At 59.2% G+C, this 25,243-nt stretch carries 28 protein-coding genes; 13 read left to right on the plus strand and 15 right to left on the minus strand.

The annotated features are described in order from the left end of the window. Positions 1 to 17 precede the first annotated feature (17 nt). Complete coding sequence (locus GDA65_03035; GenBank protein ID MBA5861673.1) at positions 18 to 1,319, minus strand: TIGR02710 family CRISPR-associated protein; 1,302 nt, start codon at positions 1,317 to 1,319, stop codon at positions 18 to 20. Between the two features lie 100 nt (positions 1,320 to 1,419). On the opposite strand from GDA65_03035, the gene GDA65_03040 reads away from it, so the two are divergent. The 10 genes from GDA65_03040 to GDA65_03085 all read left to right on the plus strand — a co-directional run bounded on the left by GDA65_03040 (position 1,420) and on the right by GDA65_03085 (position 12,387). Then, positions 1,420 to 1,854: an NfeD family protein gene (locus GDA65_03040; GenBank protein ID MBA5861674.1), complete on the plus strand. Its 435-nt coding sequence runs from the start codon at positions 1,420 to 1,422 to the stop codon at positions 1,852 to 1,854. Positions 1,855 to 1,866: 12 nt separating this feature from the next. Continuing rightward, the gene (locus tag GDA65_03045) at positions 1,867 to 2,811 is read left to right on the plus strand and encodes a paraslipin (GenBank protein MBA5861675.1); all 945 of its coding nucleotides are present in this window, start codon (positions 1,867 to 1,869) and stop codon (positions 2,809 to 2,811) included. A gap of 55 nt (positions 2,812 to 2,866) precedes the next feature. Next, positions 2,867 to 3,445, plus strand: a complete 579-nt coding sequence (locus GDA65_03050; protein ID MBA5861676.1) for an SIS domain-containing protein — start codon at positions 2,867 to 2,869, stop codon at positions 3,443 to 3,445. Further along, a complete protein-coding gene (locus GDA65_03055) occupies positions 3,429 to 4,427 on the plus strand; it encodes a hypothetical protein (protein ID MBA5861677.1) in 999 nt (332 codons plus the stop codon). Before GDA65_03050 ends, GDA65_03055 begins: the two co-directional genes overlap by 17 nt. 47 nt (positions 4,428 to 4,474) lie before the next feature. After that, positions 4,475 to 5,083, plus strand: coding sequence for a hypothetical protein (locus tag GDA65_03060; protein MBA5861678.1), 609 nt, complete (start codon positions 4,475 to 4,477; stop codon positions 5,081 to 5,083). 14 nt (positions 5,084 to 5,097) lie between these two features. Further along, entirely contained in the window at positions 5,098 to 6,291 is a 1,194-nt protein-coding gene (locus tag GDA65_03065) for a DNA polymerase IV (protein ID MBA5861679.1), read from the plus strand. A gap of 92 nt (positions 6,292 to 6,383) precedes the next feature. Further along, complete coding sequence (gene rfaE2, locus GDA65_03070; protein MBA5861680.1) at positions 6,384 to 6,866, plus strand: D-glycero-beta-D-manno-heptose 1-phosphate adenylyltransferase; 483 nt, start codon at positions 6,384 to 6,386, stop codon at positions 6,864 to 6,866. A 7-nt stretch (positions 6,867 to 6,873) separates the two neighbouring features. Continuing rightward, positions 6,874 to 10,332 (plus strand): transcription-repair coupling factor, encoded by a 3,459-nt coding sequence (gene mfd / locus GDA65_03075; protein ID MBA5861681.1) that lies wholly within the window; start codon positions 6,874 to 6,876, stop codon positions 10,330 to 10,332. A 28-nt stretch (positions 10,333 to 10,360) separates the two neighbouring features. Next, the gene (locus GDA65_03080) at positions 10,361 to 11,275 is read left to right on the plus strand and encodes a hypothetical protein (GenBank protein MBA5861682.1); all 915 of its coding nucleotides are present in this window, start codon (positions 10,361 to 10,363) and stop codon (positions 11,273 to 11,275) included. An 89-nt stretch (positions 11,276 to 11,364) separates the two neighbouring features. Beyond that, the gene (locus tag GDA65_03085) at positions 11,365 to 12,387 is read left to right on the plus strand and encodes a hypothetical protein (protein ID MBA5861683.1); all 1,023 of its coding nucleotides are present in this window, start codon (positions 11,365 to 11,367) and stop codon (positions 12,385 to 12,387) included. Between the two features lie 161 nt (positions 12,388 to 12,548). On the opposite strand, the gene GDA65_03090 is transcribed toward GDA65_03085, so the two are convergent. Beyond that, the gene (locus GDA65_03090) at positions 12,549 to 13,184 is read right to left on the minus strand and encodes a YihA family ribosome biogenesis GTP-binding protein (protein MBA5861684.1); all 636 of its coding nucleotides are present in this window, start codon (positions 13,182 to 13,184) and stop codon (positions 12,549 to 12,551) included. Between the two features lie 99 nt (positions 13,185 to 13,283). Between GDA65_03090 and mtgA the strand changes: the two genes are divergently transcribed. Then, positions 13,284 to 14,060, plus strand: a complete 777-nt coding sequence (mtgA, locus tag GDA65_03095; protein MBA5861685.1) for a monofunctional biosynthetic peptidoglycan transglycosylase — start codon at positions 13,284 to 13,286, stop codon at positions 14,058 to 14,060. A 28-nt stretch (positions 14,061 to 14,088) separates the two neighbouring features. On the opposite strand, the gene GDA65_03100 is transcribed toward mtgA, so the two are convergent. From GDA65_03100 to GDA65_03140, 9 genes are all read right to left on the minus strand, one after another. Beyond that, entirely contained in the window at positions 14,089 to 14,517 is a 429-nt protein-coding gene (locus GDA65_03100) for a glyoxalase (GenBank protein ID MBA5861686.1), read from the minus strand. A 40-nt stretch (positions 14,518 to 14,557) separates the two neighbouring features. Continuing rightward, positions 14,558 to 15,442: a hypothetical protein gene (locus GDA65_03105; protein ID MBA5861687.1), complete on the minus strand. Its 885-nt coding sequence runs from the start codon at positions 15,440 to 15,442 to the stop codon at positions 14,558 to 14,560. Positions 15,443 to 15,492: 50 nt separating this feature from the next. Continuing rightward, positions 15,493 to 16,059 (minus strand): hypothetical protein, encoded by a 567-nt coding sequence (locus tag GDA65_03110; protein ID MBA5861688.1) that lies wholly within the window; start codon positions 16,057 to 16,059, stop codon positions 15,493 to 15,495. 183 nt (positions 16,060 to 16,242) lie between these two features. Further along, positions 16,243 to 16,692, minus strand: coding sequence for a D-tyrosyl-tRNA(Tyr) deacylase (locus GDA65_03115; GenBank protein MBA5861689.1), 450 nt, complete (start codon positions 16,690 to 16,692; stop codon positions 16,243 to 16,245). Between the two features lie 25 nt (positions 16,693 to 16,717). Beyond that, positions 16,718 to 17,218, minus strand: coding sequence for a methylated-DNA--[protein]-cysteine S-methyltransferase (locus GDA65_03120; GenBank protein ID MBA5861690.1), 501 nt, complete (start codon positions 17,216 to 17,218; stop codon positions 16,718 to 16,720). 1 nt (position 17,219) lies between these two features. Then, positions 17,220 to 18,848, minus strand: coding sequence for a murein biosynthesis integral membrane protein MurJ (murJ, locus tag GDA65_03125; GenBank protein ID MBA5861691.1), 1,629 nt, complete (start codon positions 18,846 to 18,848; stop codon positions 17,220 to 17,222). Positions 18,849 to 18,905: 57 nt separating this feature from the next. Beyond that, a complete protein-coding gene (locus tag GDA65_03130; protein ID MBA5861692.1) occupies positions 18,906 to 19,661 on the minus strand; it encodes a hypothetical protein in 756 nt (251 codons plus the stop codon). Then, entirely contained in the window at positions 19,555 to 20,460 is a 906-nt protein-coding gene (locus tag GDA65_03135; protein ID MBA5861693.1) for a hypothetical protein, read from the minus strand. The genes GDA65_03130 and GDA65_03135 overlap by 107 nt, the downstream gene beginning before the upstream one ends. Before the next feature lie 30 nt (positions 20,461 to 20,490). Further along, positions 20,491 to 21,087 carry a LemA family protein gene (locus tag GDA65_03140; GenBank protein MBA5861694.1) on the minus strand — a complete coding sequence of 199 codons (597 nt, stop codon included), beginning with the start codon at positions 21,085 to 21,087 and terminating at the stop codon, positions 20,491 to 20,493. Between the two features lie 168 nt (positions 21,088 to 21,255). Between GDA65_03140 and GDA65_03145 the strand changes: the two genes are divergently transcribed. Next, entirely contained in the window at positions 21,256 to 21,561 is a 306-nt protein-coding gene (locus GDA65_03145; GenBank protein ID MBA5861695.1) for a hypothetical protein, read from the plus strand. Between the two features lie 81 nt (positions 21,562 to 21,642). On the opposite strand, the gene GDA65_03150 is transcribed toward GDA65_03145, so the two are convergent. Further along, positions 21,643 to 22,143, minus strand: coding sequence for a hypothetical protein (locus GDA65_03150; GenBank protein ID MBA5861696.1), 501 nt, complete (start codon positions 22,141 to 22,143; stop codon positions 21,643 to 21,645). A 516-nt stretch (positions 22,144 to 22,659) separates the two neighbouring features. Here GDA65_03150 and GDA65_03155 point away from each other — a divergent pair. Next, positions 22,660 to 22,839 carry a hypothetical protein gene (locus GDA65_03155; protein ID MBA5861697.1) on the plus strand — a complete coding sequence of 60 codons (180 nt, stop codon included), beginning with the start codon at positions 22,660 to 22,662 and terminating at the stop codon, positions 22,837 to 22,839. A gap of 68 nt (positions 22,840 to 22,907) precedes the next feature. On the opposite strand, the gene xth is transcribed toward GDA65_03155, so the two are convergent. The 3 genes from xth to GDA65_03170 all read right to left on the minus strand — a co-directional run bounded on the left by xth (position 22,908) and on the right by GDA65_03170 (position 25,234). Further along, entirely contained in the window at positions 22,908 to 23,681 is a 774-nt protein-coding gene (gene xth, locus GDA65_03160; protein MBA5861698.1) for an exodeoxyribonuclease III, read from the minus strand. Positions 23,682 to 23,809: 128 nt separating this feature from the next. Beyond that, positions 23,810 to 24,214 carry a hypothetical protein gene (locus tag GDA65_03165; protein MBA5861699.1) on the minus strand — a complete coding sequence of 135 codons (405 nt, stop codon included), beginning with the start codon at positions 24,212 to 24,214 and terminating at the stop codon, positions 23,810 to 23,812. Between the two features lie 195 nt (positions 24,215 to 24,409). After that, a complete protein-coding gene (locus tag GDA65_03170) occupies positions 24,410 to 25,234 on the minus strand; it encodes a hypothetical protein (GenBank protein ID MBA5861700.1) in 825 nt (274 codons plus the stop codon). Positions 25,235 to 25,243: the final 9 nt, after the last annotated feature.

The raw sequence follows: 25,243 nt of genomic DNA on the forward strand, positions 1-25,243 counted from the left end.
TGCTCGGCCGAGCGGGCTTAGAGATTCAGTGTCGGAAACTTTGGCAGCGAGGACTCGCTCACGCCGGTGAGTTTCATCACCATCTCGGATAGCTGCTGCACCCGCTCGCCTTTGACCGCCTCGAACCCGTGACCCAACACGGCATGATTGGCGGCATCAAGGAGGGGTTTCATCTTGGGCCAGTCGCGGAGAAAGGCCTGCCCCATCTGATCGCCAAGGCCGGCCAATGTACGCCACTGGCTCTGCAACGGCAGCTTATACTTGCCGTCAACATCGTCCAGATAACAGGTGCGGCAGGTTTCCCGTAAGGCTTCAGGGAGCTGTTCAGGCCGCACGTCCCAGGTTTTTATCTTGTACTGCTTGAACAACTGCCGCTGGGCGCAGGCTTCCAGCGCGCGCACGAGGGCGACCATGGCCCGTTCCGGATCGTGATCCACATGGGCGCGGCGATGCGCATGCGCCAGCAGATCGAGCACGACACCTTCTTTGACCTCAGCGGGGTCGAGTACCACCTTCTCCAAAAAACCGCTATTGGCCTTGATCAAGGGCAGGAGCGCTTTCAGCCCCGGCGGCCCGCCCCAGATCGACGCCATGTCGAGCGCCTTCAGGGAGGTCTTCAGCTTGTCCCAGGCCTGCCGATAGTGAAACTGCTCCCAGAGGCCGTAGCCCAGCGCCAGCTCACCCAATGCACGATAGAGCGGCTTCTGGCCCCCGCTCACTCGAGCTTCCAGCGTATGGAATAACGTGGCGGCCGCTCTGAATGATCCATGATTAAACGCCTCACTGGCCTCACGACGAACGACGACAGCCGATTCATCCCAGGGATTGCCCTGGACCCAGCGTTTGGTGAGACCGTCAATGATGATCTCTTCGCTCTCCTCAAGCCCTGCCGCATCAACCAGGCTGATCATTCTCGAAGTCCAGGGTTGGCTCACCGTCGCCAGCGCCGCGGCCATGGCGGGAGTTGCCCCGGTCAAATCGACCACCACTTCACCCACCTGGACCGCCCAGGTGCGGAGAAGGTCATGAACAGTCCGCGATAACGCCTGATGGCAGGCCATGATGTCGGCCGAATCTGGCGTGACAACCCAATCCCAGCGCTTCGGCATTTGCTGCACAAGTGGCTGCACGGCTTCTTCGACCTGGGTCTTCGCCGACTCCGGCACAAAAAAACAGAGCAGTTCCGGCTGCAAGCGGTTGATGACATAGGCCGCGAGCGGCGGCGCATCGGTGAAGGCCAGGATGAGCGCTTTGACGGGAGTATCGGCAGGCATAGTCGGCGGACTATACCACTGCAGTCCGGCCGCTTCAATGAACACGCGTTTCCCGGCAGTTCTTGACGCTCTACGCAAAGACGCATAGACTTTCACCAGAATTCATTCCTCTGCAATTCCGCGCAGTGCAGGCTGAGGAGATGCGATGAGCTGGTGGCTCTGGGCCTTTCTGGGAATACTTCTGCTCGGCGGTGAAATGGTCACGCCCGGCGGATTCTATATGTTGTTTTTCGGCATTGGGGCGCTGTTGGTCGGCGCACTGGTCGGTTTGGACGTCATCCAAAGCGCGTGGATGTCCTGGCTTTTCTTCTCAGGTCTTTCGATCGGCTCTCTGCTGGTATTACGCCCCCCACTCCGCCGACTCATGGCCACCGACCGAGGCGGGATCTCGCCGGTCGATACGATGGGCGGTGAAACGGCCATCGTACTGGAAGACATTCCTCCCGACGGCCGGGGCAAAGCGGAATGCCGGGGGAGCACCTGGAATGCGCATAACCTGGGCAACAAGCCACTCACCAAGGGCCAACGCGGCCTCGTCCATCACGTCGACGGCATCACCCTGTGGATCAAACCCGAATGAGGTCACCCCATTATGGAGGATAGCGGCATGCCAGGCGGACTCTGGGTCGTCATATTCCTTGCGGGCCTCGTGTTACTGGTCATCTCCAAAACGGCGCGCGTGGTGCCGCAACAGAGCGCCTATGTGGTCGAACGCCTCGGCCGGTATTCACGCACACTCGGCGCGGGGTTTCATATCCTCTGGCCGTTCCTCGACAGCGTCCAATACAAACACTCACTGAAAGAAACGGCCATCGATATCCCCGAACAGATCTGTATCACCCGCGACAATGTGCAGGTCGGCGTGGACGGCATTCTCTATTCGAAGGTGCTGGACCCGCAACGCGCCTCCTACGGCATCAGCGACTACCGCTTTGCCATCACCCAGCTCGCCCAGACCGCGCTCCGCAGCGAGATCGGGAAAATCGAACTCGACCGCACGTTTGAAGAACGCACGAACATCAACAGCCAGGTCGTCAATGAACTCGATAAGGCTACGGAGCCCTGGGGCGTGAAAGTTTTACGGTACGAGATCAAGAACATCACCCCGCCGAAAGATGTCCTGGCCGCGATGGAAAAACAGATGCGCGCCGAGCGGGAGAAACGTGCCGTGATTCTGACCTCCGAAGGCGAGCGCGACGCCGCCATCAATCAGGCGGAAGGCGAGAAACAACAGGTCATCAAAGCGTCTGAAGCAAAGAAGCAGCAACAGATCAACGAAGCCGAAGGTGCGGCGGCCGCCATCATGGCCATCGCCGGCGCGACCGCCGAGGGCCTGCGCAAAGTCGCCGAGTCTACGCAAGTTCCCGGCGGATACGAAGCCGTGCAATTGCGAGTCGCCGAACAGTACATCACCAAATTCGGGGAACTGGCCAAAACCAGCAATACGCTCGTGCTTCCGGCCAACGTGTCGGATGTCGGCTCGATGCTGACACTGGCGATGAATATGATCACCAAACGGTCTTCGCCCGCAAAGTAACCGCCATTGGGGGGTCGTTTGACAGTGGCTTTGGGCTTCCCTACAATTCCGCACGATGAAAGACTTCGCCATCAAGGCGTTCGACGAGAGCGCCGAGGTCAAGCGGCGCTTTGCGCGGGACCATGCCGACAAAATCGTGCAGGTCGCCCGACTCATCGGCCGCGCCTTTCAAACCGGACATAAAGTCTTGCTCTTCGGCAACGGCGGCAGCGCGACGGATGCCGCGCACATTGCCGCCGAATTCGTCGGCCGTTATAAGCGCGAACGCGCCCCGTTCCCGGCTATCGCTCTCGCCACGGACATCGCCGCCATTACCTGCATCGCCAACGACTACGGCTTCGAGGAACTCTTTGCCCGCCAGGTGCGCGCGCACGGGCAGGCGGGAGACGTGGCGATTGCCATCAGCACCAGCGGCAACTCCCCCAATGTACTGAAGGGCGTCGAAGCGGCCAAGGCCGCAGGCCTCACGACGGTCGCCTGGACAGGCGGCTCAGGCGGCAAGCTGGCCGGTATGGCCGACTACGGCTTCGTCGTGCCTTCGACACTGACGGCTCGCATTCAAGAAAGTCACATCACGCTGGGCCACGTGCTCTGCGAACTCATTGAGGATCACGTTCTTGCCAACCCGGCCTAAGCGTCCCGCGACACCATCGACGCCCCGGGCGATCATCAAGCCGATCGATGCGTCTCGCTTGAAGACCTATCCGCTCCAGCGCCGGCACAGCAAGGTGCAGGTTTCCAACTTTGCCAGGGTCTGGACGAACGGCCGCTCGTTCAAGCGCTTTCTCGACTCGCTCCCCGATATCCTGGCGGTCAAAACGCTGCGGGAGGTGGCGCAGGCCATTGCGAAGGCGCATCGTCGCGGCCGGCCGGTCATTGTGGGCATGGGCGCCCATGTCGTGAAGGTGGGATTGGGCCCGCTGCTCGTAGACCTCATGGAGCGCGGCATCGTGACCGCCCTCGCCATGAATGGAGCCGTGATCATCCACGACTTCGAATTGGCGTTCATGGGCCACACGTCAGAGGAAGTGGACGCGGAGATCGATTCCGGGCGATTCGGCATGGCGGAAGAAACCGGCCGCATGCTCAACGAAGCCATCACGCTGGGCATGAAGGAAGGCCTAGGCCTGGGCGAATCGCTGGGCCTGTACATCAATCGTCACAAGCAACAGTTTCCGAACCGCGCCACCAGCTTGCTGGCCACCGGAGCCAGATTGGGACTTCCCGTCACCGTCCACGTCGCCGTCGGCACTGATATCATCCACATGCACCCTTCCGCGGACGGCGCAGCGATCGGCGCAGGATCACTGCTCGATTTTCGCCGCTTGGCCGCTGTGGTCTCCGGCATGGAAGGCGGGGTCTACCTGAACCTCGGATCCGCCGTCATTTTGCCGGAAGTGTTTTTGAAAGCCGTCTCGCTGGGACGGAATCTCGGCCACTCGTTGACGAATATCACGACAGTTAATATGGATTTCCTCACGCACTATCGTCCCATGACCAACGTCGTGCGCCGCCCGACTCAAAAAGGCGGCAAAGGCTACGCCCTCACCGGTCATCACGAGATCATGGTGCCGCTGTTGGCCGCCGCGGTCATTGAAGAACTGTCCGGCCGCTGAACTAAAGCGGTGAGTTCTATCCTCTCACGGCATCGAATCATCCTGTGATGTCCATGGCGCTCTCTGCCGAACCGTTGCTGACCATCTGGGCTGACCTCAATCGACGGTATTTTCAGGATGCCTTGCCGCCGATTCGCATCGAATGGAGCCGGCGACTGACTTCCTCTGCCGGCATGTTTGTCTGCCGGATCGGCCCGAGGCATTCGCACTCCCAGAGCACCGTCGACCACACGCGACGACGATGCATCAGGCTGTCGTCGGTTCTCCTCCCAGCCGAGAACCCTGGCCATGATCGCGAAACGGTGACCACCCTCGGGCACGAAATGATCCATCAATGGCAGTACGATATCCTCAAGCGTCGCCCGAACCATGGTCAGGACTTTCGTCGCATGATGCGCCGCATGAATCAGGACGGCCTCGGCATCACGATCTATCATTCGTTGGGCAAAGAGGTGGCAGCATTGGCGAAGTATGCCTGGCGCTGCCAACAATGCGGCTCCATCTACCGGCGCCAGCGCCGGACCATTCAACCACGACGGCATCTCTGCGGAGCCTGCCGGGGACCACTCCGCGAGTTCTCGGTGGTGCACGATGAGCCACAACCGGAACCGATCCCGATGAGGTGCGTGGGCCGGCAGTTCATCCTTCCGTTTTGATCAAGCGAGTCGTCATGTCTGCCCGTTGGCCTCGGCAAATTCTCTTCGGCGACATCGACGCCATGTTTGCCTCAGCCGCCATGCTGGCCGATCCGTCATTGGCGGGAAAACCGGTCGCGGTCGGCGGGCCTGCCCCGCGCGGCATCATCGCCGCCGCCAGTTATGCGGTCCGGCGATTCGGCGTGCGATCCGCCATGCCGACCATTCAGGCCCTGCGCCTCTGCCCGCAGCTGGTCCTCGTACCGCCTGATCGGCCGCTCTACACGCGTCTCCATCACCAACTTCAAGAAGTCACGAACCGGTTCTTCCCTGAAACCGAATGGACGAGCATCGATGAATTTTATGCGGACACGACGAGACTACAAACCCGTTATCCCGATCCCCGCGCATTAGGCCAGGCCTTAAAAGCCGACATCCTCCACGCGACCGGCCTCACCTGCACGATTGCCCTGGCCTCCGGAAAAACCGTCGCCAAAATCGCCGCCGATGTGCACAAGCCTGACGGGTTGGCCGTGATCGAACCAGGGTCAGAAGCGGCTTTTCTCAAACCACTGCCTGTTCGCTCGTTGCCGGGCATGGGACCGAAATCGACCGAAGCCATCGAACGCCTGAGCGTACGCACGATCGGCGATTTGCTCATTCCTCGTTTCGAATCAGCGCTTCTGCGCTTACTGGGCACCCGCCTCGCCGCATTTCAATCGCTGGCCCGCGGCGTTGATTCCGATCCCGTGGTGGCCGACCGCGAGACGAAGAGTGTGAGCCACGAAACGACGTTCGATGAAGATACGAACGATCCGGCCGTACTGGAGCCGATTCTCCATGGGTTTCTCGAAACCCTGGCGCATGATCTGCGGCTGGAAGGACTGGCTGCCGGTTCGTTCACCGTGAAGCTGAAGGATTCGCTGTTTCACATCACCACGCGGCAACGGAAGTTTGCCACGCCGTTGAACTATGACCCGGATATGTGGCCGGACATTCGTCTGGCCTTGAGAAACTTGCTACAGCCGCGATCACGATATCGCCTTGTGGGTCTGGGCCTGTCGGATCTGGCGCCGGCTCCCGAACCGCTGTTCGACCGACGACAGCGCGATGCGGTGGCTGCCCTGGATAAACTGATCGAGCGACATGGCAGCAGCGTGGTCCGCCTGGGCGCCCTTCCTCTGGATGAGGAAGGGAAGAAGAAACGAAGACGACCCACACCCGACTGATTTCACGAGCGCGGGACATTCGGCACGGATTCGTGGTGGCGGACTTTTTCTTCATCCTGCTAAGATGCATGATTGGATTGATGCCGAACGTGATGCCCACAAAAGTGACCACAAGAGATGAATTGGTTCCACTGCTGGCCGAGCACCGCCGGCGGCAACAACGCGTCGTGTTTACGAACGGCTGCTTCGACCTCATGCACATCGGCCATATCCGGTACCTGCAGGCTGCCCGTAACCTGGGTGACCTACTCGTGGTCGGCGTGAATTCCGACGGCTCCGTACGCGCCCTGCACAAGGGCGCTGATCGCCCCATCGTGCCGGATGCCCAACGGGCCGAGGTCCTCGCGGCGTTGACCTGCGTGGATTATGTGGTCATTTTCCCGGAGCCGGATCCCGGAGCCCTTATCACAGCTCTCCAGCCGGATATTCTGGTCAAGGGAGGTGACTGGCCGCTCGACCGGATCATCGGCCGGGAAACAGTCGAGGCGCGCGGCGGGCGGGTCCACACCATTCCCCTGGTCCCCGGCGTCTCGACCACAACCCTGGTACAACGCATTCGCTCCACCACGGCATAAGGATTTCGTGCCACCTGTAGTCCCATCGCATCTGACGAACTGGCTCACGCCTGTGCGAGAAGCCCTTCGCACGGGGTCCGGCAAACCCTGCCTCATGGGACTGCACGGGTCGACGGCAGGCTTCGGTTTAGCTCTGCTCACACAGAGCACGCCGACTGAACCACTGGCCGATCGCTCCTGGCTGATCGTCGCCAAGACGGATGACGAGGCGGAGCGCCTGTATCGCGACACGCTCTTTTTCAGAACCCTGTGCGGACAATCAGGCGATGACCTGGCCCTGTTCCCGAAATGGGAAACGCTGCCCTATGAATCGACGGTGCCCCATATCGATCTCGTCGCCCGCCGCATGCAGACGCTCAATCGACTCTGCACCACAGCTCGCACGGTGCTCTTTACGTCCGTGCCGGCGCTGACGCAACGTGTGCTTCCAGCCCTGGTCTTCACCGAGGCCGTTCTGCAGTTTCAACCGAACAGCGACCTGGAGCGGGAAGTCCTGGTTTCAAGCCTCCTGCGGCTCGGGTATCGAAAAGGGTCCGTGGTAGAGATTCCGGGCGAGTTCAGTATTCGCGGCGGCATCGTGGATATTTATTCGACGGCCTATCCAGACCCGCTGCGAGTGGAGTTTCTGGGCGACACGATTGAATCGATCCGCTTTTTCGATCCTGCCACGCAAAAGTCAACCGACAAGATCAAGCAGGCCTGGGTCTTGCCGGCACGTGAACTGATTCGCCCCGACGACGCGCCTGACGCCCTCGCGCCGCTGGCGGCAGACGCAGAATGGCATGCCCCGTCCGTGTATGGATCGATGGACAGTCTCCTGGACTATTTTCCTCAACCGCCCGTTCTGGTGCTAGATCAACCTAGTGCCCTCAAGGCTCACACCGAGGAATGTTGGCAGGCCATTGAAGAAGGGTATCTGCGACACGAAGACCGCACAGATCCGAATCCCTATCCGACTCCGGATCAGCTATTCCTCACATGGGACCAGATCGTCACCGCTACTCAAGGCTATGCGACCCTCGCCCTGGAGCCGGTCACCGCGCCGGACGCGAGCTGGGATCCGGTCCTGACCTGCCCGGCCCAAACACCGGCCAGCATAGGCCTCGGCCAGCGCGGCACAGCGTTCAGCCAGACGTTGGAAGTCCTCGACCGCTTGCGCGAAGGCGGCCCCGTCGTGCTGGTTGCCCGCAGCCAGGGCCAAGTCGGCCGATTGCTCGCCCTGTTCGGCGAGCATGATCGCCCGGCCATGGAATGGAAACCCTCGGCACTCTCCGCCGGCGGCGCGCAGAAGGCCCCGTTCTCGGTGTTGAACGGCGAGGTCTCGGCCGGATTCCTCTCCCCGGACTTGCGGCTCGTCGTCCTAACCGAAGAAGAACTGTTCGCCAAGGGCGCCCGGCACAAACCGCAGCACAAGAGCAAAGCGGCCACCTTTCTCTCTTCGCTCGAAGATCTGAACATCGGCGATTTCGTCGTTCACATGCAGTACGGCATCGCGAAGTATCAGGGACTGCGTCGCCTGTCGGTCCAGGACTTCGACAGCGACTTTCTGGTGCTTGAGTTCGCCGGGACCGACAAACTCTATGTGCCGCTCGACCGGCTGAGCCAGGTGCAGCGATACGCAGGCGCCGATGCCCATGTGCCACGCCTCGACCGCCTCGGCGGCACAAGTTGGGCAAAAACGACGGCGCGGGTCAAAAAGGACATCGAAGAAATGGCGCATGAGCTCGTCGACCTCTACGCGAATCGCGAGCTGGTCCATCGCACGTCGTACGGCAAAGACAGCATGCTCTACCATGAATTCGAGGCGGCCTTCGAATATGAGGAAACGCCGGATCAACGCAAGGCCATCGAAGACATCGCCAATGACCTGGCCTCTACCAAGCCGATGGACCGCCTGGTCTGCGGCGACGTGGGCTACGGCAAAACGGAGGTGGCGATGCGAGCCGCCTTCAAGGCCGTCGAGGAGAATCGACAGGTGGCCGTGCTGGTCCCGACTACGCTGCTTGCCCATCAGCATTACGACAACTTCGCCGAACGGTTTGCGCCCTTCCCGACCCGCGTGGCGCTGTTGTCCCGTTTTCAGTCTCCCAAAGACACCAAAGCGATCATCAAAGATACGGCGGCCGGTCTGGTCGATGTGCTCATCGGCACCCACCGGCTCTTGCAGAAGGATGTGCAGTTTCGCAACCTCGGCCTCGTCATCATCGATGAGGAACAATGGTTTGGCGTCAAACATAAGGAGCGCTTGAAACAGCTGCGCACTCAGGTCGATGTCCTGACCCTCACCGCCACGCCGATTCCGCGCACCTTGCAAATGACCATGGCCAGTGTACGCGACCTGTCCATTATCGACACGCCTCCGTCCGGACGCCTTGCGATCCGCACGCAGGTGCTTCGCTTCAGCGAAAAAGCGATTCGGGAGGCGATCCTGCGCGAGCTCGGCCGGGGCGGACAAACCTACTTCGTCCACAATCGCGTGGAAACCATGGAACGGATGGGCGCCTGGCTCCAGGAATTGGTGCCTGAAGCGCGCATTGTGATGGCGCACGGCCAGATGGATTCCAAACCCTTGGAAGCCGTGATGCTGAAATTTTTTCACCGGGAAGCCGATATCCTGATCGCGTCCGCCATTATTCAATCCGGCATCGATGTGCCGACCGCCAACACGATCATCGTCAATCGCGCCGACACATTCGGGCTGGCCCAGCTCTACCAGTTACGCGGCCGGGTGGGCCGTGGCGGCGAGCAGGCGTACGCCTATTTTCTGGTGCCGGATGAAGGCAACCTCTCGGACGACGCCCAAAAGCGGCTGACCGCCATTCAGCAATTTACCGAATTAGGCTCCGGGTTCCGGATCGCGGCGGCGGATTTAGAAATTCGCGGGGCAGGCAATCTGCTGGGCAAACAACAATCGGGGCATATCGCCGCCGTCGGGCTCGATCTCTATCTACAAATGGTGGAACAAGCCGTTCAACGGTTGAAAGGCCAGGTAGTGGAGGAAGAGCCGGACCCGACGCTGCGTCTCAGCGTTTCGGCCTATATTCCAGAAGACTATGTGGCTGACAGTCATCAACGCCTGTCGCTCTACAAACGGCTATCTTCCTGCGGGCAACTCGGCGACCTCGCGCTCATGCATGGTGAAATTGAAGACCGGTATGGTCCTCCGCCGGATCCAGTCGAACGACTGTTCGAACTCATGCAGATCCGTCTACTAGCCAAACAACTCCGGCTCAGCTCGGTGGTCGAGCAGACGCATGCGGTCGTGATCACCTTCGATCCCAAAGCGACCGTTTCGGAAACCGCTGTGCAGGCGCTCATGGACAAGTATAAAAAACGGTTGCGGTTTCTGTCGCCGCTGTCTTTCGAACTCCAGATGCCGCATGACGACTGGAGTTTAGTCTTTCCAGAACTCAACGCAACCTTGCAAACCCTCCACGTCTGTGGTACCAACAATCAAGAGTCATAAACCGGCTCTACCTGAATCTTCGCAGAGGATGCTCCGCCTCGACCGCATGACGTCACCGCACACACCAGACATCTTCCGCTGGCGATCATGGCTGAGCGGCGCCGCGCTAGGATTTTTCGCGCTGGCCTCGCTGGCCGGCTGTGCCGATCCTCCGCAGGAGGAACCGGTGATCGCCATGATTAATGGCCGCTCGATTACCCAAGCCGAGTTCGACATCCGGTGGGAAGAGCTCTCCCAGGCCACCCGCGCCCGCTATGAAAAAGAAGGCGGGAAACGGCGCTTCCTCGACGAATTGATCATGCGCGAGCTGCTGATGCAGGAAGCGCGCAGACAGGGCCTGGATCAATTGGATGAGATCCGGGAGAAGACCCTGCGGTACCGCGAGCAGCTGATCCTGGATGAACTCCTCAAAGACCGGATCAAGACCAAGGTCGAAGTGACGAAGGACGAACTGGACGCCTATCTGGGAAAACACGCCAACCAGCTCCTGGCCAATCCCAAGGTACAGGTCTCGGTCATGTTGTTGCCGAACATCTATGCCGCCAAGGATCTCAAACGCCAGGTGGAAGGGGGTGGGAACTTCACCCGCTTTGCCCTGCGCTATTCGGTCGACGAACGCAGTCGCGCCAAAGGCGGCGACCTGGGTCCGTATCGTAAAGGCCTGCTGGAGCCGGAGCTGGAAGCGCTGATTCCCTCTCTGCACCCCGGTGCGGTCAGTGACCCGATCAAGACCGACAAGGGCTACTATCTGATGAAAGTCAGCCCTCTCGAGCCGGAAATTCTGCAGGCGGACCAGGCCACCCGCGAACGGCTCCGACAGGAACTCCTGGCCGAGAAGCGACGAAAACGGCTCGATGATGTCTTCGCCGAACTCCGCACCGGCGCCACGATCCGTATGGCCGATGCGGCCCGCTATGTCACCGATGAACCAGGGCGCCTCTAACCCCCTGCCCACCGGAATCCTGCCCGTTTCCCGGCTTCACGCTTCCGTCCTTTTCATCGCAAGACCGCTCCCTTTCTGAAGTCTCGATTGTGTACAATCCTCTTACCGTGATGAACAAACGATTGTCTTTCGCTTCTCATTGTGTCCGTGCCGGTAGACTCTTCTCCATGCGATTGCCCGGCCGCCGGGCCATGGACATCGCCTACCTCTGTATCTGCATGGGCGTTCTGCTTGCTTATCCCGTCGACGCCGCGAAGTTGGAAGACCGCATCGTCGCGGTCGTGAATTCCGACCTGATCATGCTTTCCGAGCTGAAGCGCGATTTACTGCCCGATCAGGAACGCCTTCGGAAGCTCTACGCCGGCGAGGATCTCGAACGCCGCCTCGAGACCGCGGAGGCGATGGCCGTCACCAAAATGATTGAACGCAAGCTGCAGCTCCAGGCCGCGAAGAACAAGGGCGTGGATGTGTCCGACCAGGAAGTCTCGCAGGCCGTGCAGGAAATGAAGAAGCAGGGCGAAAGCCTCAACAGCGCCGACCCCAACACCACCAGAAGCATTCGGGAGCAGCTGACATTGATGCGTGTCGTCGACCGGGAGGTCCGCGGCCTGATTATGGTGGCCGATTCGGAAATGAAGCGGTACTACGAGGAGCACCAGGATCGTTTCGCCTACCCCGAGGAATACCAGCTGAGCCAAATTCTGATCAAACCGAAGTCGCCGGACGGCCTCTCCATCGCGCAGGGACGGGCCGAAGCCCTCCTGGCGACCCTAAAGCAAGGCGAGCCCTTCGAGGATCTGGCGCTGCGTTTTTCTGATGGAGCGGGCTCGTCACGCGGAGGACGCTTGGGGCTGGTCCGGCAAGGGGAACTGATTCCGGCGCTGGAGCAGGCACTGATATCCGTGCCCGTGGGGGAGATGACGGGAATCGTGGAGACGGCAGAAGGACTGCATATCGTGCGCGTGGACGACAAAAAGCCGCGCCAGTTTCGCCCCTTCGAACAGGTGAAGGCTGAAATCCAGTCCCTTGTGTTTCAGCAGAAAACCGAGGATCAATATCAGATCTGGATGGCCGATTTGAAAAACAAAGCCTACATCGAGATCAAGTTTTAACAGGATGCTGAAAACGTCCGCCAGCAGCGTTCTCGCCTCGTTCAGACCCTCAACGTACGCCCGAGGGTACGCTTCGGCCCTTCACTCGCTGCGGCCTTGCTGTACGGTCTTTTTGAGCACCCTGCGGTAGTGTTCTTTTGCGATATCACATCTGCGTGCTATCAAAGTTCTCTCGTGCCGCACTCGTGTTTCCGCAGTCCATTGAACTGCGCGCGAATCTCGCCCCATAACGCGTCTCGCCCTTCATGCGTTTCAGCCGAATACAGAAGGACCGGCACTTCCGAGGGCAATCCGCAGGCGGTGCGCACTTCGGACAGAGTCGGCGCCCGCTCGCTCTGCCGCAACTTGTCGGCTTTCGTCAGCACAATGATGAGGCCGCACCCGAGGGACTGCACCCACTGAATCGTCATGACATCTTGCGGCATCCATACGCGCGACTCGATCAGCAAAATCACCGCGCCGAGCGATTGCCGCTGTTCGAGATATTGTTCGATCATCGGCCCCCACTGCGCGCGCATTGTTTTGGAAACCTTGGCATACCCGTATCCCGGCAGATCGACCAGGGACAACAGCGGCAGGTTCGGGTCCGAGGTGCGAACGGTGAAAAAATTGACCGCGCGCGTTTTCCCCGGCGTCTTGCTGACCTTGGCCAATTTCTTCCGATGCAGCAGCGAATTGATCAGCGACGACTTGCCGACGTTGGAACGTCCCACGAACGCGATTTCTGGCAAGCGGTCGGCAGGAAACTGTTCTGGGGACACGGAACTTTTGATAAACTCGGCGCTGAGTAGTTTCATCTTGTTCGCGGGGCATGACAATGCGGGATGCGCGCCACCTTCAGCCATGCACGGCAATCGGGTGAGCCATCCCGTACGTTCATAAATAGAGTGTAGGGAATGAGCAAGTCAACAGGCAGTCTGTTCGGCCGGATACTGTTTTGGGCGACCGTGCTCATCGGTTTGCCCGCAGCCGCCTTGGCGTTGTATTGGCTGGCGACGCTGCCCGACGTGTCACGCCTCGCCAAACATCATCCGACAGAAACGGCGGTCATGGAAGCGCGACGGGCTCAGGCCAAGGAACAAGGCCATCCGCTGCGCATCAAGTTCGCCTGGGTCCCCCTGGCTCGAATTGCGCCCGCCCTTCAGCGCGCTGTCGTCGCCGCTGAAGACGCCTCCTTCTTTGCGCACGAGGGTTTCGATTGGGAAGGCATTAAAGATGCTGCGCTCTATAACCTGGAGGTCGGCGAATTCAAACGCGGGGGCAGTACCATCACCCAACAACTGGCGAAAAATCTTTATCTCTCTTCTGAACGGTCCCTGTTGCGAAAAGCCCGAGAAGCCTTAATCACCCGATCTCTGGAGCACCATTTGACAAAGAAACAGATTCTGGAGCTCTACTTGAATGTCGCCGAATGGGGGCAGGGCGTGTTCGGAGCGGAGGCTGCGGCCCGGCACCATTTCGGGAAGTCGGCGGAGGACCTGACCATTGAGGAGGCCGCCCTGCTGGCGGCGATTCTTCCTTCCCCGCGCCGCTATGACCCTATCCGGCACACCGCTTATCTCAACCGGCGACAACGCCACATCGTTCGCTGGCTGGAGCGGGGGAATGGCCGGAAATCAGGCTCCATCAACCGGATCTCCCCTGAGCCCCTCGAAGAAGTGACTGTGGAGTAGCGCCCACCCCGCCACACGCAACTCCGCGCTACGTGGATTCGCCGACTGAGCTGTAGTCCCGCTCTCCGAAAATCGCCGACTCGTGCGCGTAATATTTGAATTCGAGCAGATTTCCTGATGGGTCTTCCAGGAAAAATGTGCGATGCTCAATCCGTGTCCCGGGAAACCGGCGACGTGGTTGCTGATAAAACGTGAGGCGCTTGGCCTGCGCGCGATCGGCCAGCGCCTGCCATTCCTCCTCCCGCGTCAATACCAGCCCGAAATGGCGGGGATAAATACTCTTCTGCCGATGCATCTCGTCCCTGGAGAGATGGGCGACGAGTTGATGGCCAGCGAGTCCGAAGGTGACGGCCGTGGGGGATTCCCGGCCCAGGACGCAGCCGAGACCATCGACGTAGAACTGCTTGGCAGCCGCCACGTCATGGATGGGAAAGGCAAGATGAAAGAGCGCCGACATAGGCCGAGACCTCGTGTCACTGTATCAGCCGCTGGCAGCGCTAGGCAAACCGGTCACGCACGATCACTCGTCCATCAGGACCGATGACACCGGCGATCATATGCGGAGTGCAGTGTCGAATCGTACACCGGCCGTCAGGCGAGAGCACTAAGACGCCGGCGGCGCCCTGAACCCGTTCCACGACTTTTCGCAGCACGCGGTTGGCCGCCGCGACCGGGCTCAGACCGCTCGCCAAGCCATCCGTAATTTCCTTGGCGACGGCGACCCGAATGATGCTCTCTCCCAATCCGGTCATGGAAACAGCCCCGGCCTCGTTGTCGGCATAGACGCCACAGCCAATGAGCGGTGTATCGCCAACTCGACCGGGCAACATCACATCAACACCGCCGGTGGATGCGCCTGCCGCCACCGTTCCGGTCAGATCCAAGGCCACCGCCCCCACCGTTTCCTTCCCCAGGCTCCTTGCCCGGAGGCGGCCGCTGGTCACTATGGCGCGATGCAGCCGCAACGTCTGGCTCACCCCCGCTGACGGTCTCAATTGCTTGGGTTGAGCCGCCATAGTTCGCTTCGGACGCGGAACGCGCGCCAATCCAAAATAGTCGGCAAAGCGGGTGGCGGACTTCCCGACGAGGAGCACATGCGCGGTTTTTTCCATGACGAGCCGTGCGGCGGTGACGGGATGAAGGATGCCCTCAATGGAAGCCACGGCACCGGCCCGAAGCTCTCGGCCCTCCATGATCGAGGCGTCCATTCGCCGCACACCATCGAGTTGGTGATTGGAACCGCGCCCCGCATTGAACAGGCCGGACTCTTCCAACAGTCGAATCGCCTCCTCGACGACCGACAACGCCGGAACACCGGCCATCAACAGACGGTGGCCTTCGGCTAACGCGCCTTCCACGCACGTCGCTTGGGCGACGGTCATGGCGCGGCGTCCCGCGCCCCCGTGAATGAGGAGAACCGGTCGTCGTCGTTTCAATTGAGCAGCAGGTCTTTCACGCGGCGGCAGGCAGGATCTTGCATGCGGTCCAAATCCGACCGGACAAAGCCCAATCCGGTCACACACAGCTCAAAGTTCTCCGATAGCTTGCGGAATAACGGGGTGTCCTGCTCGGGATCGTAATGACCGAATTCTGCCACCAGACCATAGGAACGCTTCCCGGTCTTGACGTAATCCACCAGAAAATCCTTATGGTAGATCCGGCCCACGCTCTTCAGACGACGGAGATATTCCGGAAACAGCCCGGTCATAAAGAGCGTAAAGTCCCCGATGTGCCGGTGCACTTCGCGCTCCCGCTCGAACGAGTGTGCCTCCAATAAGACTTCGGACTCAAAGAGCATCTCGACGACCGAGTCGATCGTACGGCCCTGGGTATTCTGAATTTTGTAGAGTTGATCGGTGTGAGCGAATTCGACGAGCAGGTTAGAGACGTATTCGGTGACGTTCAGATCGGGCCACCCGAGGTGTTCGGTGAAACTTTTCTCCGTCAACGCGCCGAAGAGTTGCCGTAGCGGATGGCTGCGAGAAACGGGACTTCCCATCTCCACCTCCCGGGCAATCCTTGCCCCTTTGCAGGTAGTATAACAAACCCTGCTCAAACCAAACGGGTTTTCTCCCTGACTCCTTATCGGCACCCACGCGCAATACTTAACAGGCATTGACCGGCCTATTGGTTCTCACGCCCGATGCGAACGGATCGAGGACGCGAGATCGAGACAGCCACCTTAGGATTCTCGCCGGCTGTCCAACAGGAAGGTCACCGGCCCGTCATTACGCAGTTCCACCTGCATGTGAGCCCCAAATACTCCGGTTTCCACGGTGAGGCCGACAGCCCGTAGCCGGCTCACCGCCTCCTCATACCATGCACGCGCGGACTCCGGGGGAGCCGCGCGCTCGAACCCCGGCCGTCGTCCCTTCCCGGTCTCACCGAGAAGCGTAAATTGCGAGACGAGCAACAGCGCTCCACCGACATCAAGCAACGACCGGTTCATCTTGCCCTGATCATCACCGAAAATCCGTAAGGTGTGCACTTTCTCAACAATATAGGAAAGGTCGCGCTCCTCATCTCCCTTCGCCACGCCCAATAAGACGAGAAGCCCGGCGCCAATGCGACCGACGACTTGCCCCTCCACCTCGACAGAGGCCCGTGTGACGCGCTGAATGACCGCCTTCATGTGTGATTCGCCACCGATTACCAGGCTAGCGGGCATTGCGTAATTGAGTCAGGGTGCCTTCCAGGCTCAACAAACGCCGCTTCATCGGCACTCCGCCTGAAAACCCGCCTAAGGAGCCGTCATGCGCTATGATGCGATGACAGGGCACGACGATGGGAACCGGATTCGCTCCCAGCGCCATTCCCACGGCCCTGGCATACTGCTTCCCTCCCACGCGCATGGCAACCCACTGATAGGACCGCACGCGGCCGTAGGGAATCCGCGCGATCGCCTTCCACACCTTTCGCTGAAACGGGGTGCCGGTCGACCAATCAATGGGAAGAGCAAAATCGCGACGCGCTCCGTCAATATAGGACAAGAGTTGGGCTTGCGCCTCTTTCACAATGGAGGCACTCGCATCGCCTCCCAGCGGGCCGTCAGACGCAACGCGGGCCGACGGCGAGAGATCAATTGACGTCACTCCCTTCGTGGAAGCCGTGACGGTCATCCAACCCCAAGGCGTTTTGAATGTGCTCGCCTGCGTCATGTCATCCTGCCCCGAATTTGCGCGCGACCCGGCCGAGTTTGCGTTTCGCCAGTCCCATGACCACCTCCAGTTCGTCTGACCCAAGCATGAGGTGCATGCCAAGATACGCGCTGATGCTGACCGCGATCCCACCAAACAGCATGACGGACTTCATGATCCATTGATCAGGTTCCGCCCACAGGGACGCGCTCGCCACCCACTGGCAGATGAAAACCATTGGCATGCAGGCAGCCAGCACCCGTCCACCCGATCGCACGATCGCACCCCAGTCCACACGGCCTAGCCGCCGGTGCAACACGGCCACGAGAATACTGCCATTGAGCATCGAGGCCAGTGCCGTCGCCAATGCCAACCCGGCGGCATCCAATATCGTCATCAACCACAATGACAGAATAATATTCGCTCCAACCGCAACCCCAGCCGTCACCGCTGGAGTCCGCGTATCCTGGAGCGAGTAAAACGCGGACACAATGATTCGCACTCCTGCAAACGCCCACAGTCCGACAGCGTAACAGAGGAGCGCGGTCGCGGTGGCCAGGGCGTCGGCTTTGGTGAACGATCCGTGTTCAAACACCAGATGGACGATCGGATAGCGCAGGAGGATGAGGCCCGCCATCGCCGGGAGGATGATGAAAAATATCATTCTGAGACCGAACCCGATCGTCGTTCGCAGGTCATCGAGCGCTCCGCGCGCGGCCTGGGCCGAGAGCGTGGGAAGGATCGCGGTAGCCAGTGCTACTCCGAAAATACCCAGCGGAAACTGGATCAACCGCATGCTGTAAAACAAATAGGTGGGTCCGCCGGGGAAATACGACGCGAGTATTGTGCTCACCGTGATATTGATTTGCGTCACCGACAATCCCAGAAGTGAGGGCACCATCAAGAGTCCGATGCGTTTCACACCGGGATGGCCGGGATTGAACCGCAGCCCGAACAACATGCCGCGCCTCTTTAACCCCGGAAGCTGCATCGCGAACTGCGCCAACCCGCCGACGACAATACCGATCGCCACCGCAATGATCGGCTCGGATAACCAGGGCGACAGGAACAGCATGCAGGCAATCGTGAAAATATTAAAGAAGACCGGGGAGAAGGCCGGCGCCGCAAAGTCACGCAACGAATTCAGAATCCCCATCGCCAGAGCCGCCAGACTGATGAAGATCAGGTAGGGAAACATCAGCTGGGTCAGCAGCGTCGTCAGCGCCAACTGATCGACACTCTCGCGAAACCCCGGCGCAAGGAGCCAGACGATTCCGGGCGCCGCCAGAATCCCGATCAGCGTCACGGCTGTGACGAGGGTCAGCAGCGTCGTGAAGGCTGCGCTGGCCAGCTCCCACGCATCACGCTTGGCTTTCAGGGTGTGATACTCGGTGAAGACTGGGATGAACGCCGCGGACATGGAACCTTCCGCGAATAATTCCCGAAGCAAGTTCGGCACGCGGTAGGCCACGAAAAACGCATCGGCGGCCGGGGTCGCGCCGAAGAGCTTGGCCAGCACCATGTCCCGAACAAACCCGAGAAGGCGGCTGGAAAACGTGGCGATGCCGATGAGACCCGCCGCCTTGACGACGGAATGGGTTTCATCCACAGCTGGTCGAGATGATTCAACAGGCGCGGCGGGCTCGGACATTGCGGGGATTGTAGCGGAACGGAGCGAGGCCGTCCATTGTCCGACAAGATCCGGCTGTCACAAATCCTGGATCACCGCATTCGGCAACTCATTGGGATTGTCGCCGTCATGCGAGGGAGAGACCTGCGCGAGATGAAGACCGATGGCCTCAATCCCGCGACACAACCCACCGGCGAGATCGCCGGCCTTCATGCGTTCGACAACGATCGACACAATCTCTTGCCACTGTTCATCTGAAAGACGCGCCTGTAGCGCGTGATCCGGCAACACATAGACCTGCCGCTCGAGCAATGAGACCATCAGCAGCAACCCGGTCCGTTCACGGGTCTGTGCAAGGCCCTGCCGGGAGAAGGCCCGTTCTGCCCGCATGCGCACTTTCTGGCGCATGCGTTGCCGGGACGTAAACAGACGCAAGACCGGTGGGCAGGTTCCGATCCAGACGCCAACGGAGTAGGCCAGCACCGTCACGCCCAGCAGCCATACGGCGTTCGAAGCGTGCCATCCCCACGGCAGCCATGCCGCTTCGATCGTCAACAATGTCGTCAGGGCGAGCATGGCGCACAACAGGCCCGCGCGATGATGCGCTTCTCGATAGACACCGGAGCGTCCGACAATCATAGGCACAATCTCTGCGCTGGTATGGCGTTCAGCCATCTGCACGGCTGCCTCAACTCGCGCTCGCCCTTCTTCCGAAAGTGCCGGCTTGCTACCAGTCGCCACTGGCGCCTCCTCCTCCGAACTCGCCGCCACCGCCAGAGAAACCGCCTGATCCGCCGAAAGATTCGCCAAGCCCGCCCGTCCCCCACCCCCCATGTCGTGTACTGAACCAGGTGTCATCGATCAGGCTGCCATTGCCTCGCCGTCTTCCCCCTGTCGCCTGCCCAACCCCACTCACCAGACTGACCAGCACCAAGCTGACCGCTCCTGCGACGAGAGCGGGAATCACCCAGGGTGCGACGAGAAACGAAAGACCGCCGCCTACCATGGAACCCAGTACGCGGTGCGCGCGAGAGAAAAAAACGCCGATCACCACGCCCAAAAGGACCGCAAACAGGGTACGGCTCAACACCTCCCCGTCGGAACCGGACATCGTCGGGTGTTCCGGCGCGTTGTAGGTTCCCTCGATCGTCTGGAGAACAGCCAGCACCCCTGCCGTGACGCCAGCCGGCACATCGCCGGCGCGAAATTTCGGCGCCATTTCGTTTCGAATGATCTGCGCTGAACGCGCGTCCGTCAGCACCCCTTCCAGGCCATACCCGACTTCCAGACGAATTTTTCGTTCTTTAATCGCGACGAGAAGTAATACGCCATTGTCGGTGGCCGTCGCGCCCAGTTTCCAGGCCGTCGCGACACGGTGGGAATAATCAAATAGCGGCTCGCCTTCTAGCGAAGGCACTATCAGCACAGCGACCTGATTAGAGGTCTTCGTTTCATGCGCCTGAAGTACGTCAGATAGGTGAGCCGTGGTGGCTGGCGGCAGGACATGTGCGAAATCGACCACGCGGCCGCTCAGCGGCGGCACCTCCAGGGCCCAAGCCGGAAAACTCTGCCCCAACACAAGCCAGACGCATCCGAGAAGAAACATCTGTCCTACTCGGCCCACGAGCCGCATCACAATCGCTCCCGACCACAGAGGCCGACGTTAGAACTTCACTTCCGGCGGCTTCGCGACTGCCTTTTCGTCCGCGACAGTGAAGTTCGCCTTCTCGTCTAAATGGAGGACAAACTTGGCCGTCAGGTTTGTGGGAAAGTAGCGCACCATCTTGTTAAACTCCGCCACCTTCTCGATATAGCGTTTCCGCGCGACGGCAATACGGTTCTCGGTCCCTTCCAGCTGGCTTTGAAGATCCCGGAACCCCTGATCGGCCTTGAGATTGGGATAATTTTCGGCTAAGGCAAGTAATCGGCCTAAGGCGCTTGATAGACCTTGCTGCGCCTCCTGAAATTTCCTGAACGCGGCCTCGTCCTTCAGTAACTCCGGTGTGATTTGAACACTGGTCGCCTTGGCGCGTGCTTGCACCACGCCTTCCAATGTTTCCTTTTCATGCGTCGCATATCCCTTGACCGTGTTCACCAAATTCGGAATGAGATCGGCCCGCCGTTGATACTGATTGATGACCTCGCTCCAGGCGGCTTTCGAGTCCTCATCCAGCCCTTGCAAATCATTGTAGCCGCAACCGGACAGGGTCAGCAGAATGGCGACTACCACATTCGCGCCCATTACTCGTGAACCAGACATCATCGTTCCTCCTCCGCGCGGGTTGTGCGACAGCGCTTCTTCATGACGTAAGGCGTTCATCGACGAAGTCAATCATCCGGCCTCCTGCCTGTCACTCAAGATTTCGCTTCGCTCGCAACCTTGTTATACTTCATAGTCTGGAGGCGGTGCGCGTTTAAAGCGATCTCTATGGCTCTCGATCGATCCAACGATCTCCCGGGAGGATTTCAGGTGCGACACCGCTCCTTGGGAATCTTTCAAGGCAGTTCGATCGGACTGGCCTTCTGGCACCCTTCTTCCCACATGCCTGAGTATGGCCTCTGCCGCTTCACCACTGAAGCCAAAGCGCAAAACTATATCGATTTTCTTTCCTCTCCTGCATGCCCTGAACGCTTGCACCTCGCCGATTTGACCATCGAAGATTTCGACCACGCGGAACACGAGCGTCTCACGACAGACTACCCCCAGACCTCTGCCTGGGAAACCCCACTCTAACAGACTATCGGCTGGATGGCCGCTGTGTGGCTTTTGAAGCCGAGCGGGTGTGGCGATGCGATGCTGCGCAGATAAAGTCAGTTAGGCGGGGAAACGAGTTCCGGACGATTCCGTCTTGGCCTGCACGAACCCTAACAATCGTGTATTTTCTTGGGCCGACCGTAGAAATTTGAAGGCGATGCCGCGGGAGCTCACGGATCGGACCATTGCCGCGACCTCGATGGGAGCCTGTTCATTTTCCAGTACAATCTGCAGGTAAAAGATATCGTCTACATGCACCGACGCCTGGCTCTCAATAATGCATCCGCCCATTGAAATATCGCGCACTGTCCCCTCCCCCCGCACCTTTCCGCCGGAAAACGAGAGAAAGAGTCGGACAGGAATACGCAGGTGCTCGCGACGATCGATCATTCGAGCCGGGAACCGATATCCCAAGCGCGAGGCCGAGAACCGAAAGCTGCACGCCTGGCAATGAAAGGGTGACATGCAGGCGAACGACTGCAGGCGCTCCAACAGAGTCGAACAGCGAGAGCGAAAGACCTTATCTTGACCGCACTGCGGGCAAGTCAACGGTTGTGCCATATTCAATGATCGGCGCCTCTCAGGCCGCTCTCCTTCACAAGGACAAACTATGGGAAATGATCGGACGACTATCCACAGATCTCTTGCGCACGCGTGATCCCACAGTCCCGTACAGATCCTGTCCGCAATACAATCTTCCGGCAAAGGCAAGGCAGTCGCCAGTTCATCGATAAAGGATGGGGGCAGTTCTGTCAAGAAACTCAACGGTTCCGGGCGGTCGACGAGGAATGATCCTGTGAGGTCTAGTCCTGAGCGACAGCTGAACTCGAATTCCTACCGGACGCGCCTCACCGCGCCGGATCGACTCTCATCGCAGATCAGATTTTAGACAGAATGCTCCTCTCTCGTTCTACATTTGTCCAAGCCTCCGGCGTAAACGCCATGATATTGCGACGAAATTCTGATTAATTCATTTTAACGTCGCACTAACACCGCTTTAATCTCCAATTGCTACTCTCTCACTCACATGGGCACGGCCTTCACGCGTTGGAGGCACATCCTAAGGAGGTGGACACCATGACATGCGGACGATGCAAAGGATTGATGGTGGATGAATGGCGACCTGATTTTTCGCCGGAAACGTTTGTCTGGCGGTGTATTAATTGCGGATCGATCGTGGATCCGTTGATCGAACAGAATCGACGTACTCGGATGGCCGAGCAATTATTGTTGGAACCGGTCGAGGTATTGCAGTAGATCGAACCCTCAGGGCAGGGGCACGGGGTGCTCCTGTCCTGTAGCACGCGAGATAGAGTACGGTGGCATTAAATCTCGAAGTCGGCCCAAAGCACGGTGTGATCGGAAGCATCGGTGGCACGGCGAGGCTCTAAATCAACATCGACGCGCTGACATTTCTGAGCCAACGGCGCCGTGGCAAGAATATGGTCGATCCGCCACCCTTTATTGGCAGCTAAGGCACTCGGCGCACGGTAGTCAAAAAACGTGAACTGCTGGCGATCTGGATACAGTTTGCAGAACACATCTTCGAAGCCCCACGCAATCGTCTTCCCATAGGCTTTGCGCGCGTCTTCGTGGTAGCAGACATGTTTCAGATGTTTCTCCGGGCTGTGGACATCAATGGGTCTTGGGGCCACATTCATGTCTCCACACCAGATCGCCGGCTCCTTCGGGGAGAGATGCATATCAAAGTGCTTCAGTAAGCGGTCGTACCAACCCAGTTTATATTGATATTTCGGGGAATCGATCTCAAACCCCTGCGGCACATAGGTGTTGATGATTGGAATCCCCTGAATGACGACCCGCAGCAGCCTGGCATCCTCCGCTTCTCCGCCATCGTCAAATCCGTAACAGACAGATTCAGGCTTCGTCCGACTCAGTACGGCGACGCCATTGTAGGCCTTCATACCCCGGAACGTGATCTCATATCCCGACGTCGCGAGCGCGGCAAGAGGAAATTCGCTGTCTTGCACTTTGGTTTCCTGCAGGCAGAGCACATCAGGCTGATGGCGCTCCAGCCACTGCAAGACGATCGGAAGACGTTTCCGCAGTGAGTTGACGTTGAAGGTGGCGACTTTCATCGTGGGCGCGAATTCTACCAGAGCCCACCACGCGCAACAACCGAGGTCTGCAAAATACTACGGCCTGTGATCGGGAGGTTCCGATCACAGGCCGCAGGCGAGAAAACGCGCCGTTTTCCGTCTACCCGTTAATAGCGGGTCGCTTCCTTCAGGTCGTTCTTCATGCCGCCCATCTCTTGAACGGTATCATCCGCAGCACTTTTCATGTCGGCCGCTTTCGCCCGGGCCGCATCTTTCTTCGCTTTCACTTTCGCTTTGACGTGTTCTTTCTTGGCCTTCGCATCGGCTTTGGCCTGTTTCTTTTTGGCTTTTGCTTCGTCCCGCTTCGCCTTCAGTTCGCTCTTTGCAGACTCTTTCTTGGCCTTCAGATCGCTCTTCAGTTCTTCTTTGTGGGCATTCATCTCGTCGGAAAAGGTGCCCATATCCTGCTTCATCCCTTCGGACATTTTTCCCATGCCCAGATCGTCGGCAGCGGCGAATGAGCTCATGCCCACAAATGCGGCAGCGACCATCACAGCGATTGACCTTCTCATCAACAACCCCCCTCTTGGTTGAAATATGGTGTCAGGCATCCCGGGCAATCCGACGGGCCTGCAGCATCCATCAATACCCCGAAGAGTTTCGTTTGCCAATTTTTTTGCCGTTTTTTACGGCAAGGAGGAGGGTCGCTTACTGTCGAGAGAACGGCCGTCCGCAAAAGAGACGGATCACTCGAACTGCAAGCAGCCTTACTGACGAATTGTCGTGAGGTACCGCCGGAGAATGGCCTGCTCCACCCGCGATCGGCCGCGGTCCGGTGCAGGAAATCGCAGGACCAGATGAATCCGCCCCGCCTCGGGAAGCTGGATCGTGATGCGTGGCTCAGGCGAAGGGGCTTCCAATAAATTTCGTTGTTCCAGCAACTTCATTTGCCGGCCCATTTGATCCATAAAAGGGGCGCACTCTACCTTTGCCGCGCCAAGTAGGGCTTGTTCGGCGGCCTGCCAATTGTCAGTGCTTAAGAGCGGAACCGACAAGACATACAAACCATACTCTTGCGACGGACTCTCCTTAATGAGCGGATTGCCGAAAAGCAGGCTGTTGGGAAAGACGACGGTTCGCCCCGTGTACAAGTGTGAGGTCTGACCAGGGCCGATCTCCAGAAGCTTCGTGGCAAATACATCATATTCGAGGACGACGCCACGGTACGTACCGAGTTGAATCCGGTCTCCGACTCCATAGACCCCGCCGCCGACGCGTAATGCCGCGCCGCTCCAACAGAGAATCAGCTCCTTTGTTGCCAGAACTAAGGTAGCCGCCAATGCGACGAGCGAGACCGCGAAGGCTTCCAACTCGTGCGCCCAAATGACCACGAGCCCCACAAAGAGGCACAGCACCATGCTATTGCGGGTGGTCACGATCCACCGGCGCCGCGCGTCGATGGTTAGCGCTTGGTTATTTTTAATCCATCGAACGAGAACCGTTCGCGCAATGAGGAGGATAAGGAGGAGAAGAATGGACTTGAGCAGATCGAAGAAGACACTGGAGCCGATCACCGGCAGCATATCTTGCATGGTTTTTTC

Origin of the sequence: Nitrospira sp. CR1.1, from assembly GCA_014055465.1 — a bacterium.
GTDB lineage: Bacteria > Nitrospirota > Nitrospiria > Nitrospirales > Nitrospiraceae > Nitrospira_A.

Coding starts and splice junctions, on each gene's coding strand:
- GDA65_03080 (MBA5861682.1), top strand. CDS start 10,361: ATGCTCCGCCTCGACCGCATGACGTCACCGCACACACCAGACATCTTC.
- GDA65_03115 (MBA5861689.1), bottom strand. CDS start 16,692: ATGAAGGCGGTCATTCAGCGCGTCACACGGGCCTCTGTCGAGGTGGAG.
- GDA65_03145 (MBA5861695.1), top strand. CDS start 21,256: ATGGCTCTCGATCGATCCAACGATCTCCCGGGAGGATTTCAGGTGCGA.
- GDA65_03140 (MBA5861694.1), bottom strand. CDS start 21,087: ATGTCTGGTTCACGAGTAATGGGCGCGAATGTGGTAGTCGCCATTCTG.
- GDA65_03065 (MBA5861679.1), top strand. CDS start 5,098: ATGTCTGCCCGTTGGCCTCGGCAAATTCTCTTCGGCGACATCGACGCC.
- GDA65_03130 (MBA5861692.1), bottom strand. CDS start 19,661: ATGGGGGGTGGGGGACGGGCGGGCTTGGCGAATCTTTCGGCGGATCAG.
- GDA65_03090 (MBA5861684.1), bottom strand. CDS start 13,184: ATGAAACTACTCAGCGCCGAGTTTATCAAAAGTTCCGTGTCCCCAGAA.
- murJ (MBA5861691.1), bottom strand. CDS start 18,848: ATGTCCGAGCCCGCCGCGCCTGTTGAATCATCTCGACCAGCTGTGGAT.
- GDA65_03060 (MBA5861678.1), top strand. CDS start 4,475: ATGTCCATGGCGCTCTCTGCCGAACCGTTGCTGACCATCTGGGCTGAC.
- GDA65_03170 (MBA5861700.1), bottom strand. CDS start 25,234: ATGCAAGATATGCTGCCGGTGATCGGCTCCAGTGTCTTCTTCGATCTG.
- GDA65_03120 (MBA5861690.1), bottom strand. CDS start 17,218: ATGACGCAGGCGAGCACATTCAAAACGCCTTGGGGTTGGATGACCGTC.
- xth (MBA5861698.1), bottom strand. CDS start 23,681: ATGAAAGTCGCCACCTTCAACGTCAACTCACTGCGGAAACGTCTTCCG.
- GDA65_03135 (MBA5861693.1), bottom strand. CDS start 20,460: ATGCGGCTCGTGGGCCGAGTAGGACAGATGTTTCTTCTCGGATGCGTC.
- mtgA (MBA5861685.1), top strand. CDS start 13,284: ATGAGCAAGTCAACAGGCAGTCTGTTCGGCCGGATACTGTTTTGGGCG.
- GDA65_03040 (MBA5861674.1), top strand. CDS start 1,420: ATGAGCTGGTGGCTCTGGGCCTTTCTGGGAATACTTCTGCTCGGCGGT.
- GDA65_03155 (MBA5861697.1), top strand. CDS start 22,660: ATGACATGCGGACGATGCAAAGGATTGATGGTGGATGAATGGCGACCT.
- GDA65_03150 (MBA5861696.1), bottom strand. CDS start 22,143: ATGGCACAACCGTTGACTTGCCCGCAGTGCGGTCAAGATAAGGTCTTT.
- GDA65_03045 (MBA5861675.1), top strand. CDS start 1,867: ATGGAGGATAGCGGCATGCCAGGCGGACTCTGGGTCGTCATATTCCTT.
- GDA65_03165 (MBA5861699.1), bottom strand. CDS start 24,214: ATGAGAAGGTCAATCGCTGTGATGGTCGCTGCCGCATTTGTGGGCATG.
- GDA65_03100 (MBA5861686.1), bottom strand. CDS start 14,517: ATGTCGGCGCTCTTTCATCTTGCCTTTCCCATCCATGACGTGGCGGCT.
- GDA65_03050 (MBA5861676.1), top strand. CDS start 2,867: ATGAAAGACTTCGCCATCAAGGCGTTCGACGAGAGCGCCGAGGTCAAG.
- GDA65_03105 (MBA5861687.1), bottom strand. CDS start 15,442: ATGACCGTCGCCCAAGCGACGTGCGTGGAAGGCGCGTTAGCCGAAGGC.
- GDA65_03110 (MBA5861688.1), bottom strand. CDS start 16,059: ATGGGAAGTCCCGTTTCTCGCAGCCATCCGCTACGGCAACTCTTCGGC.
- rfaE2 (MBA5861680.1), top strand. CDS start 6,384: ATGCCCACAAAAGTGACCACAAGAGATGAATTGGTTCCACTGCTGGCC.